Raw genomic sequence first — 11,165 nt, 5'->3', positions numbered from 1 at the left:
GCGACAATGGACGATGGTCCGCTACCTACGGAGGTGGCATCAGCGACGTACGAGGAGGAGAAGACATGGCGGAGCCCACGCCGCGTCGGAACGAACCGCGGCTACGCCCCGCGCCCCTGCTCTTCGAGCCCGCGCAGGCGGCCGGCGACCCGGAGCACTTCTTCGACCTGGAGTCCATCGACGACCCCAGGGAGCTGCTGGCCCGGGCGACGGAGCTGACGCAGGCCTTCCGTGCGGCGACGGACCGTGCCGTGGAGTTCCAGGCGATGGCGGCGGCCCAGCTGGCCGACCCCCGGCGGTTCGACCGGCTGACGCCGGCGGACATCGCGGAGCGCGCCGAGTGGACCGAGGACTATGCCAAGAAGATGGTCGAGTTCGGGCGGGACCTGATGCGCGGTACGGCCGAGGGCGCGGCGGAGAAGGGCCTCGCCGACCCGGCGTAGCCCGGGTTCATCCATTCAGTTCTGGCATATGCCAGACGGGCAAGATACCCCTCCTCACCCCCTCCCGTCCCGGTTTTCGGCAACTCTCGGAAACGGAACGCTCACTCCCGGTACATCTGGATGTATGAGCGACACACGCACCGAGCCGTTCTCCGACCGTTCCGACGTCTGCGGGGTCACTGCGGACGGTGCCTCCTGGCTCGCCTCCGCAGGAACGTATCCGCGCAGCACGCTCGCCCTCTGGGAGGACCGCCCGGACGCCCCGGTGGTCCTGCCGTGCGGCGCCGCGTTCGACGTCGTGAACGCGCCCGGCATCTTCGGCCGCCGGATGCTCGACCGCTTATGGGACGACGGGCCCGGCTCGGGGCCGGTCGCGGTGTTCCGGGGCCGCATGCTCCTGTTCGCCGCGCCGGGCACCGCGCATCGGCTGACCTCGCTGTTGCAGTGGGAGGAGTGCGGTCGCACGGGCGCGATCCCGCCGCTGCTGTGCCACGGCAACGGCGACGCGGTGACCCTCCCGGCACCCCTGCCGACACGCGCGACGCCGACCCCGTTCGACAGCCGCTGGCTGGTCGCCCCGGACACCCGTCACCCCTGGCTGCCGGGCCCCGAGATCCTGCTCTGGGCGGCCGTACGAGCGGCCCGCGCGGCGGTGCGGATATCGATTTTTCCTCCCGCCGATCAGGATGCTAAGGTCTACGACGTCAGCAGGCGCCGCTAGCTCAGTTGGTTAGAGCAGCTGACTCTTAATCAGCGGGTCCGGGGTTCGAGTCCCTGGCGGCGCACAGACAACGAAGGCCTCCCGCAAGTGTGGGAGGCCTTCGTATTTACCGTCACCGCAGGGGCGGCTGGGGGTCTGGGGGTTATCCCCCAGATGGATGCAGCATCAGCGGGTCCGGGGTTCGAGTCCCTGGCGGCGCACGTTGGCGATGGCGAGGCATGTTCGCGGAATACGCGAACCGGTCTCGCCATCGTTGTTTTCTGCGCGGCTGCGCCGCGCGTTGCGGGGGCTTCGCCACCCGCACCCCCTTCTCCCCGGCGTGCAGGTGGCCGTAGGCCGACAGGTCACCCGGGCGTGATCTTCACCGTCCAAGCCCCGGAAGCCGTCCGGCCCTCCACCTTCACGCGTACGTCGTCCCCCGGCACCGTGAAGCTCTCGCCCAGGGCGATCGGGGCGTCCGCGAGGGGTGGGTAGACCGAGCCCTCCCAGCAGGCCTCCGTGTGGGGGTGGGCGTCGATGACCTGGATCGGGCCGCCGCCGGACGCGGCGCCGGCGCGTACCCGGTAGACCAGGACCCCTTCCTTGCAGGTCCCCGCGTCGTTGCCGGCCGGGCCGCGGGCCTCGAAGGCCAGGGCGCTGTCGGGGCCGGTGCGGACGACCGCGAGTTTGGTGCCGCGCCCCAGGCCGAAGGCAGCGCGGCCGCCGACCGGCGTTCCCGGTCCCGCGCCCAGCGGCTCCAGCGTCAGCCGCGTCGGCCGCTGCACGCACGCCACCTGCCGCGGCTCCAGCCACCCCAGCTTCCACTTGTGCCAGCCGAACAGGTCGGGAGCCATCCCGAACTGGCTGCCCATCAGGTCCCAGTCGCCGACGTACGTGTCCCAGTCGCCCTTGCCGTCGGCGGGGCGGTGGTAGAGGTCGGGGAGGTCGAAGACATGGCCGGTCTCATGGGCGAGGACCAGCCGGTCCGGCGGATGCTGCTCGAACACCGTGACGACCCGGCGGATGTCCGTGCCGTCGGCCCGCAGGGGAGCGTCGAGGTTGACCACCTTCGTGGCGTCCGAGTCCACGCCGGGTGCGTCCGGGTCGGCGACGAAGTAGACGACGTCGTACCGCGAGAAGTCCACCTGCCCGTCCGCCGCGGCCAGCGCGTCGCGCAGATAGGCCGCGCGGTGCGACGCGTTCCAGTCACGCTCTATGACGTACGACGTGGAGGGCTGCGGCATCCGGATCCAGTGCCGCAGCGGATGCGGGCGCAGCGTGAACCTGCCGTAGGAGGCCTGCTCGAAGAAGCGGCTGGTGGCGGGGAAGTGGTCGGCGGTGAGCTGGTCGGGCGTGGTGCGCGGGGTCGCGTCCGGGAAGGACAGGAAGACCATCACCGCGTTCAGGGTGCGGGTCGGCCGCGGGTAGGCGGCGTTCCAGGTGTCGAGGCCCTCGGAGTGGTGGGCCTCGGTGCGGGTGAGGGCGCAGGGTTCGGCGGAGAACGGCTCGGCGACCGAGGGGCCGGTGATGAGGGAGGTCGCGACCAGCGCCGACATCGTGGTGAACACGGCCGCGGTGCTGCGCAGTCGGGGGCGCGGGAAGGGGCGCGGCACGGGGACCTCCGGATGCGGTTCACGGGACACCGCACCCAGCCTGTGTGAGATTGTCGTACTACGCCCTGTTTGTCTGCACCAGAAGAGTGAGTCAGTCGAAGAACCGTCAGAATCGACACCCCGAATCGCTCACGGAACGTCACACCTGGTCGGGCGGCCCAACAAGCCGTCCAGGTGCGGGCAGAAACGATCTGTCAGAAGGGCCCGTGTTTCCGGGACACTGGGCAGTGGCTGGAAGGGGTGGGGGCCAGCCTCTATGATCGGCACACTTTCCTGCACGGACAGCGATCGAGTGCACTGCGGGAGCGAACGGTGAGCGGAACCTCCGAAGGGCCGGCGCCCGCGACAGACCTCGACCGGGCAGCCGTCACAGACAGTGACTTCAACACGTCATCTCGTACGGACCCCCAGGCGTACCCGGAACCCACGGCGTACCCGGAACCCACGGCGTACCGGTCGGCCTTCGTGGCCGCGCCGCTCGCCATGGCCGTCGTCGACCGCGAGGGGCTGGTCGTCGGCGCCAACGGCACCTGCGGCGAACTCCTCGGCTGCGCGCCCGACGCGCTCGTCGGACGCCTCGCCGCCGATCTGGTGGACCTGGCCTCCGACGCCCGCACCTGGCACGCCTATCAGGAGGTGCTGCGCGGTCGGCAGGCCCGGCTGCGCTGCACCCGGCGGATGAAGAACCCCGACGGCCAGTCCCTGTGGGTGCAGGTCACCGTCGCGCCGCTCGGCAGCGGCGAGCCCGGGGTGCTGCTGTCGATCGCCGACGTCAGTTCCCAGCGTGAACTCCAGGCCCGGCTGCGGCACTTGCAGATGCACGACCCGGTGACCCGGCTGCCCAACCGCACCCTGTTCTTCGAGCGGCTGTCGGCCGCGCTGGAGCCGGAGGCGTACGAGCAGGGCGGCACCGGCCGGATCGGGCTGTGCTATCTGGACCTCGACGGCTTCAAGGCCGTCAACGACACCCTCGGCCACAGGGTCGGCGACCGGCTGCTGGCCGCCGTCGCGGAGCGGCTGACGCGGTGCGCGGACGAGGCGGGCTTCGCCCGGGGCAGCGCCCCGCTGGTGGCCAGACTGGGCGGCGACGAGTTCGCGCTGCTCGTCGAGGACTCCACCGGCACCGACCAACTCGCCGATCTCGCCGAGGCGGTGCTGAAGGCGGTGCAGAGCCCCTTCGACATCGCCGGGCACCGGCTGTCGGTCTCCGCGTCGATCGGCGTCGTCGAGCGGCACGCGGCCGGCACCACCCCGACCGCGCTCGTGCAGGCGGCGGACACGACGCTGTACTGGGCGAAGGCCGACGGCAAGTCCCGCTGGACGCTCTTCGACCCGGAGCGCAACGCCCACCGCATGACCCGCCAGGCCCTCGCCTCCACGCTCCGACCGGCCATCGAGCGCGGCGAGTTCACGCTCGAGTACCAGCCGCTGGTCGGTATGGAGGACGGACGGCTGCGGGGCGTGGAGGCGCTGGTGCGCTGGAACCACCCGCAGTTCGGCATGCTGACGCCGAATCGGTTCATCGCACTGGCCGAGGAGGACGGCTCGATCGTGCCGCTGGGGCGCTGGGTGCTGGCGACCGCCTGCCGGCAGGCGCGGCAGTGGCAGCTCGACCATCCCGGGGAGCCGCCGATCTTCGTCAGCGTCAACGTCGCGGTCCGTCAGGTGTGGGACTCCGACCTGGTCGCGGACGTGGCGGACATCCTCGCGGAGACGGGCCTGGCGCCGGGGCTGCTGCAACTGGAGCTCACGGAGTCCGCGGTGATGGGCTCGGCGGGCCGCCCGCTCCAGGCGCTCCAGGCGCTCAGCGACATGGGCGTCCACATCGCCATCGACGACTTCGGCACCGGATACTCCAACCTCGCCTACCTCAGCCGGCTGCCGGTCGCGGTCCTGAAGCTGGACGGGTCCTTCGTCCGGGGCTTCCAGTACGAGGGGACGGGCGCCCCGCCCAACCCGGCCGACGAGGTCGTCGTCGAGGCGATGATCCAGCTCGCCCACCGGCTGGGCCTCACCGTCACCGCGGAGTGCGTGGAGACGTCGGCGCAAGCCTCCAGGCTGCGGCGGATCGGGTGCGACACCGGCCAGGGGTGGCTGTACTCACGGCCGGTGGCGCCGGATCGTATCTCCGAGTTGATGGCGCGTCAGGCGGTCGGCAACCCGTAGGCGTCCGCGATCAGTTCGTACGAACGCAAGCGCAGCGCTCCGCTGTGGGCGTGGGACGTGATCATCAACTCGTCGGCGCCGGTGCGCTTCTGGAGGTCGTCGAGGCCGGCGCGGACCTCGTCGGCGGTGCCGTGGACGACGTTGGCGTTCCAGGACGTGATGAACTCGCGTTCCATCGGGCTGAATTCGTACGCCTCCGCCTCCTCCGGGCTCGGCACCAGGCCGGGGCGACCGGTGCGCAGGCGGACCATGTTCAGCGCGGCGGCCAGGACCTGGCGGCGGGCCTCCTTCTCGTCGTCGGTGGCGAGGGCGGAGACGCCGATGAGGGCGTAGGGCTCGGCGAGGATCTCGCTCGGGCGGAAGGACTCGCGGTAGAGGTCCAGGGCCGGGATCGTGTTCTGCGCCGAGAAGTGGTGGGCGAAGGCGAAGGGCAGGCCGAGGGTGGCGGCGAGGCGGGCGCTGAAGCCGGAGGAGCCCAGCAGCCAGACCGGCGGGCGGTGCGGGGACTGGACGCCGCCGGGGGACGTCGACTGGACCGGGCCGGGGACCGCGTGGATACGGCGGTAGGGGTGGCCGTCAGGGAAGTCGTCGTCGAGGAACCGAGTCAGCTCGGCGAGCTGCTCGGGGAAGTCGTCGGCGCCCTCGTTGAGCTGTGTGCTGCGGCGCAGGGCCGCCGCGGTGGCGCCGTCGGTGCCGGGGGCGCGGCCGAGGCCCAGGTCGACCCGGTTCGGGGCGAGGGCCTCCAGGGTGCCGAACTGCTCCGCGATGACCAGCGGCGCGTGGTTGGGCAGCATGACGCCGCCCGAGCCGAGGCGGATGCGGTCGGTGTGGGCGGCGAGGTGGGCCAGGATCACGGCGGGCGACGACGAGGCCACGCCGGGCATGGAGTGGTGCTCGGCGACCCAGTACCGGTGGAACCCGCGCGACTCCGCCAGCTTGGCGAGCTCGACGCTGGTGCGCAGGGCTTCGGTGGCGGTGTGCCCGGCGCCGACCGTGACCAGGTCCAGTACGGAGAGGGGGACGGGGGCGGTGCCGTGTGCCGTGCCCCTGGTCTCGTCTGACGTCACGGTGTGTGCCTCCTGTTTCCAGCCGTGCGGTGTCCGTCCGGTGCTAACAGGAGGGGGTCTCCGGTTTATTCCAGGAGCAACTTGCACTCGCTGAAATCCGGTTCTTCCCCTTCGGGCACGAGCGCATAGTTGTTGTAGATGAGCGTCGCTTTTTGTCCGTCGAAACCCCAGGGATCGATATCGTCGTCCCCGACGGCGGGCGGCACCAGGTCGAGATCGAATCCCTGCTGCTGCGAAAGCAGCGGACCGCTCCACTGCACCTCTGGCGGTGTCGCATCCCCGCCGCCGCCACTGCCGTCCGGTTCCTCGCTCCGCACGGCGGGCCGGGCCGACACGGTGACGGTCGATGTCGCCGTCACCGTGGCCGTCTCGCGGGCCGCCGCCGGTGAGGTGACGCCCGCCGCCGGGAGCCCGATGAATCCGACCGCGAAGGTGAGGGCGCCGACCCCCGCGCTGATCAGCGCCGCGAAGGTCTGCCACTTATGGGACGCCCCAGGCGGCTGCGGCGGGCGCGGTGGGCGTGGCGGATGTGGCGGCGGCGTGAATGACGACATGTGAATCCCCCGATGACGGCGCAGGCGGCAATTGTCGCGCTGTCACAGTCACCTCGGCGGCGGAATGCACACATCCGTCCGTGAAGGGCGTTTCCGTCTGTCACACCTGCACAATCGGCTCCTTCGTGAACAGCGTCCCCAGCCGGGGCGCGTTCACGCGGCGGTCCGTGAGGCGGAGGCCCTCCCAGACGGTGACCTGGTTGGCGGTGAGGACCGGCTTGCCGAGTTCCTTCTCCAGGGCGGGGATGTGGGCGACCGTGTGCAGGGCGGTGTCGGGGAGGAGCAGGGCGTCCGCGTCCGGGGTGTCGGCCTGCCTCGCCAGGGCGAGGACCTCCGCCTCGCCCCAGGTGCCGACCTCGGCCGCCGTGATGATCCCGGCGCCCTTGACGCCGCTCACCTCCAGGCCGGCGGCCCGCAGGAAGTCCGCGAACAGGCCCGCCACGTCGTCCGGGTACGTCGCCCCGATCGCGACCCGGCCGGCCTTGATCTCCTGGGCCGCGTGCACGAAGGCGAACGAGGTCGAGGAGGCCGGCATGCCCGCGGCCCGGGCCAGGGCGCGGACCTGACCGTGGGCGCCCTCCCAGCCGTGCACGAAACTGCCGCTGGTGCAGGCCCACACCACGGACTCGGCGCCCGCCATGCGCAGTTCCTCGACGCCGGCCGCGAGGCGTTCGGGCGAGCCCATCTCCAGCAGGGCGTCCTCGCGATGGGCGTCCTCGCCGATGTCGGTGTGCACCACGTCGACCCGGATGTCGCTGCCCAGGAGCTGCTCGATGCGTGGATAGTCGTCCTCGCCGGAGTGGCCCGGGTAGAGGAGTCCGAGTGCGGTCATGTCCAGCCTTCCTGCTGCTGTTCTTCGTCGGGCAGTACGGGACGCAGGGGGCTCTGGCGCGCCGCCGGATCGATCAGCGCCTGATAGGGCCCCAAGGCCCGGGTACCCAGTCGGCGCAGTGCCGCCCACATCGTCACCTGGTTGGCAGACAGCACCGGCAGGCGCAGTTCCGCCTCCAGTTGCGGGATGACGTCGTACGTCGGGAGGTTCGTGCAGCTGATGAACAGGGCGTCGGTGTCCCGCCGGGCCGCCTTGTGCGCCATGGCGACCACCTGGCGGTACGGCACCTTCCAGATGTGCCTGGTCAGGCCCATGAAGGCACGGCCGGTGACGGTGACGCCCGCCTCCGCGACGTACTCCTCCAGGGCGCGCGTGACCGACACGGTGTACGGCGTCACCAGCGCCACCCGGCGTACGCCCAGCTCGGTCAGGGCTTCCAGGAGCGCCCCGGACGTGGTGACGGACGGGACCGCGCCCGCCCGCGTCATCGCCTCGCACATCGCGCGCTCGCCCGCGACGCCGCCGACGAAGCTGCCGGAGGTGCAGGCGTAGGCGACGACCTCGGGGGCGACGGCGTGCAGGGTGCGGACCGCGTCGTGCAGCGTCTCGTGCTCGCTGACGAGACGGGCCAGGTCGAGGCTGACCTCGACGGGGACGTACGGGGTCCGGGTGAGGTGGAGCGATATCTCGTCCGGGACCCAGCGCCACAGCTCGCGGTCCAGCGCGAAGTCGAAGGGCGCGACGACACCGACACCGCGCTGGGGGCGCGGTCCGCCGAGAAAGGAGACGTCCATGGCAGCACCGGCCTCACGGTGAGAGACAGGGGGACAACGGACCGTGCGCGCGCCCGTGTTGACGAAGGTAGGTTCGGGTGCGAGCGTGGTCAATCCGCGCATGTCAGACGCCTGTGGAGGAACGGCTTCGGATGACTTCCCCCGCCCCGCCCTCCCCCGTCCCGACCTCCCCCACCCTCCTCGTCCTGGACGCCGACCCTCTCCCCCGCCTCGGCCGCCTCACCGGCCGCGTCCGCGTCGCGCACGCGGACGCGTCGACGCTGGCCGAGCGGCTGCCGTCCGCCGATGTGCTGCTGGTGTGGGACTTCACCTCGCACGCGGTACGGCACGCCTGGCCCGGCGAGGGTCCGCGGCCGCGCTGGGTGCACACGGCGAGCGCGGGCGTGGACCATCTGATGTGCCCCGAACTCGCCGCGTCCGACACGGTGGTGACCAACGCGCGCGGCATCTTCGACCGGCCCATCGCCGAGTACGTGGCCGCGCTCGTCCTCGCGATGGCGAAGGACCTGCCGCGCACGCTGGACCTCCAGCGGGAACGCACCTGGCGACACCGGGAGTCCCGTCGGGTGTCCGGTACGCGCGCCGTGATCGTCGGCACCGGGCCCATCGGACGGACGATCGCCCGCACCCTCAAGGCACTCGAGGTGACCACCGCGCTCGTCGGCCGCACCCCGCGCACCGGCGTCCACGGCCCCGACGACCTGGACCGGCTGATCGCCCGCGCCGACTGGATCATCGCGGCGGCGCCGCTGACCGAGCAGACGTACGGCATGTTCGACGCCCGGCGGTTCGGGGTGATGCAGCCCTCGGCACGGTTCATCAACATCGGGCGGGGCGGTCTGGTCGTCGAGGACGCGCTCGCCGAGGCGCTGCGCAGGCGGTGGATCGCGGGCGCTGCCCTGGACGTCTTCGAGCACGAACCCCTGGGCCCCGACAGCCCGTTGTGGCAGGTGCCCGATCTGATCGTGTCCCCGCACATGAGCGGGGACACGGTCGGCTGGCGGGACGAACTCGGGGCGCAGTTCCTGGAGTTGTACGAGCGGTGGGAGGCGGGCAAGCCACTGCTGAACGTGGTCGACAAGAAGCGCGGGTACGTACCCGGACACTGACCTGGGGGTGTGCATGAGGGACCTCACCGCACTCGGCGCCGTACAGCTCGTCGAGGGGTACCGCAGGGGCGAGTTCAGCCCCGTGGAGGTGACCCGGGCGGCGCTGGAGCGGGCCGAGGAGATCCAGCCGGAGGTCAACGCGTTCGTGCGGCTGACCGGCGAGGAGGCGCTCGCGCAGGCGCGGGAGTCGGCGGACCGCTGGCGGCGCGGTGAACCGGCCGGTCTGCTGGACGGGGTGCCGGTCACGGTGAAGGACATCCTGCTGATGCGCGGGTCGCCGGCCCTGAAGGGGTCCAGGGTCCTGTCGGAGAAGGGCCGTTGGGACGAGGACGCGCCCTCCGTCGCCCGTCTGCGTGAGCACGGTGCCGTGTTCCTCGGCAAGACCACGACCCCGGAGTTCGGCTGGAAGGGCGTCACGGACTCCCCGCTGTCGGGGGTGACCCGCAATCCGCACGATCCCACCCGCACCGCGGGCGGCTCCAGCGGCGGCGCGGCGGCGGCCGTCGCCCTCGGCGCGGGACCCCTGGCGCTCGGCACGGACGGAGGCGGCAGCGTCCGTATCCCGGCCGCGTTCTGCGGGATCTTCGCGCTGAAGCCGACGTACGGGCGGGTGCCGCTGTACCCGGCGAGCGCGTTCGGCACCCTCGCGCACGTCGGTCCGATGACCCGGAACGCGGCGGACGCGGCGCTGATGCTGGACGTCATCGGAGCGCCGGACGCCAGGGACTGGTCGGCACTGGGAGCAAGTGCCCTCTCCTACCGGGGTGTTCTCCAGGACGGCGTACGCGGTCTGCGGATCGCCTACTCCCCCTCCCTCGGCGGACAGGTCCGGGTCCAGCCGGGGGTCGCGGCGGCGGTGCGGCGGGCGGTGGAGCGGCTGGCCGGGCTCGGGGCGTACGTCGAGGAGGCCGACCCCGACTTCACCGACCCGGTGGACGCCTTCCACACCCTGTGGTTCAGCGGGGCGGCCCGGGTCACCCAGCATCTGGGGCCCCATCAGCGGGAGTTGCTCGATCCCGGACTGCGGGAGATCAGCGGGCTCGGGGCGCGGTACAGCGCGCTGGACTACCTCGCCGCCGTCGATGTCCGCATGGACCTCGGCCGCCGGATGGGCCGCTTCCACGAGTCGTACGACCTGCTGGTGACGCCCACTCTGCCGGTCACGGCGTTCGAGGCGGGCGCCGAGGTGCCGAAGGGCTCGGGGTACCGGCGGTGGACGGGGTGGACACCCTTCACCTACCCCTTCAACTTGACCCAGCAGCCGGCCGCGTCCGTCCCGGTCGGGGTGGACGGCGACGGGCTGCCGGTGGGGCTCCAGCTCGTGGCCGCCCGGCACCGGGACGATCTGGTGCTGCGGGCGGCGCACGCGCTGGACGGGCTCACGCCCTCCGGAAGCTGAGCGTCTCCCCCGCCGCCCCCGACCGCCAGAGGTCGTTGCACGCCTCGGCCATCTCCGCGAGCCCCTCGACCACCTCTCCCCAGACGATGCCGGGCACCCAGCCCACGTCACCGTTGAGGAGCAGGTTGTTGCGCTCGTAGAAGAGGGCCAGATCGACCACGGTCGTACCGGCGCGGACCTCGCGGTCGTAGCCGTAGGACCTGGTGCCCAGTTCGGTCCCGGCGAAGGAGAAGTAGCAGAGGTCGCCGGGGACGGGGGTGACGGTCGGGTTCTCCAGGGGTGGCTCGGTGGCGGCGAAGGGTGGGAAGAGGGCGTAGATCTCGTTGCGGGCGTATTTGGCGTGGTAGACGTCGCCGGCCAGGGGGAGGGCGTCCCAGACGGCCGCGCAGGTGACGGGCGCGCGGTCCTCCAGCAGCTTTGCGGTGCAGGTGACACCGCGCTTGACCAGCGAGACTTCTATGTATCGGTCGGCCATGCAATCCATGGTG

General features: G+C 71.8%; 11 protein-coding genes and 1 tRNA gene. 6 read left to right on the top strand and 6 right to left on the bottom strand.

What is annotated here, in order from left to right:
• The first annotated feature begins 65 nt into the window (after positions 1 to 65).
• The 3 genes from OG885_RS28530 to OG885_RS28520 all read left to right on the top strand — a co-directional run bounded on the left by OG885_RS28530 (position 66) and on the right by OG885_RS28520 (position 1,228).
• Positions 66 to 443, top strand: a complete 378-nt coding sequence (locus OG885_RS28530) for a hypothetical protein (protein WP_399961805.1) — start codon at positions 66 to 68, stop codon at positions 441 to 443.
• 124 nt (positions 444 to 567) lie between these two features.
• Positions 568 to 1,164, top strand: coding sequence for a bifunctional DNA primase/polymerase (locus tag OG885_RS28525; RefSeq protein WP_405736631.1), 597 nt, complete (start codon positions 568 to 570; stop codon positions 1,162 to 1,164).
• Positions 1,155 to 1,228 (top strand) — tRNA-Lys (locus OG885_RS28520). Before OG885_RS28525 ends, OG885_RS28520 begins: the two co-directional genes overlap by 10 nt.
• Positions 1,229 to 1,508: 280 nt before the next feature.
• On the opposite strand, the gene OG885_RS28515 is transcribed toward OG885_RS28520, so the two are convergent.
• Positions 1,509 to 2,756 carry a M6 family metalloprotease domain-containing protein gene (locus tag OG885_RS28515; protein ID WP_405742917.1) on the bottom strand — a complete coding sequence of 416 codons (1,248 nt, stop codon included), beginning with the start codon at positions 2,754 to 2,756 and terminating at the stop codon, positions 1,509 to 1,511.
• Positions 2,757 to 3,068: 312 nt separating this feature from the next.
• Between OG885_RS28515 and OG885_RS28510 the strand changes: the two genes are divergently transcribed.
• The gene (locus OG885_RS28510) at positions 3,069 to 4,922 is read left to right on the top strand and encodes a putative bifunctional diguanylate cyclase/phosphodiesterase (protein WP_405736628.1); all 1,854 of its coding nucleotides are present in this window, start codon (positions 3,069 to 3,071) and stop codon (positions 4,920 to 4,922) included.
• On the opposite strand, the gene OG885_RS28505 is transcribed toward OG885_RS28510, so the two are convergent.
• The 4 genes from OG885_RS28505 to OG885_RS28490 all read right to left on the bottom strand — a co-directional run bounded on the left by OG885_RS28505 (position 4,901) and on the right by OG885_RS28490 (position 8,169).
• A complete protein-coding gene (locus OG885_RS28505; RefSeq protein WP_405736626.1) occupies positions 4,901 to 5,989 on the bottom strand; it encodes an LLM class flavin-dependent oxidoreductase in 1,089 nt (362 codons plus the stop codon). The two genes, OG885_RS28510 and OG885_RS28505, sit on opposite strands and share 22 nt — an antisense overlap.
• A gap of 65 nt (positions 5,990 to 6,054) precedes the next feature.
• A complete protein-coding gene (locus OG885_RS28500) occupies positions 6,055 to 6,543 on the bottom strand; it encodes a hypothetical protein (RefSeq protein ID WP_405736623.1) in 489 nt (162 codons plus the stop codon).
• 100 nt (positions 6,544 to 6,643) lie between these two features.
• Positions 6,644 to 7,375 (bottom strand): decarboxylase, encoded by a 732-nt coding sequence (locus tag OG885_RS28495; RefSeq protein WP_405736620.1) that lies wholly within the window; start codon positions 7,373 to 7,375, stop codon positions 6,644 to 6,646.
• Entirely contained in the window at positions 7,372 to 8,169 is a 798-nt protein-coding gene (locus OG885_RS28490) for a decarboxylase (protein WP_405736618.1), read from the bottom strand. Before OG885_RS28490 ends, OG885_RS28495 begins: the two co-directional genes overlap by 4 nt.
• Before the next feature lie 131 nt (positions 8,170 to 8,300).
• On the opposite strand from OG885_RS28490, the gene OG885_RS28485 reads away from it, so the two are divergent.
• Together OG885_RS28485 and OG885_RS28480 are read left to right on the top strand one after the other, a co-directional pair.
• Entirely contained in the window at positions 8,301 to 9,278 is a 978-nt protein-coding gene (locus OG885_RS28485) for a D-2-hydroxyacid dehydrogenase (RefSeq protein WP_405736616.1), read from the top strand.
• 13 nt (positions 9,279 to 9,291) lie between these two features.
• On the top strand, positions 9,292 to 10,677 hold the full coding sequence (locus OG885_RS28480; RefSeq protein WP_405736613.1) for an amidase: 1,386 nt from the start codon (positions 9,292 to 9,294) through the stop codon (positions 10,675 to 10,677).
• Here OG885_RS28480 and OG885_RS28475 read toward each other — a convergent pair.
• Positions 10,658 to 11,152: a DUF3830 family protein gene (locus tag OG885_RS28475; protein ID WP_405736611.1), complete on the bottom strand. Its 495-nt coding sequence runs from the start codon at positions 11,150 to 11,152 to the stop codon at positions 10,658 to 10,660. The genes OG885_RS28480 and OG885_RS28475 overlap by 20 nt on opposite strands.
• Between the last annotated feature and the right edge of the window lie 13 nt (positions 11,153 to 11,165).

The organism is Streptomyces sp. NBC_00028 (assembly GCF_045041065.1).
Lineage (GTDB): Bacteria > Actinomycetota > Actinomycetes > Streptomycetales > Streptomycetaceae > Streptomyces.
The sequence above is the reverse complement of the archived record's forward strand: the minus strand, read 5'-3'. Positions and strand labels throughout refer to the sequence as shown.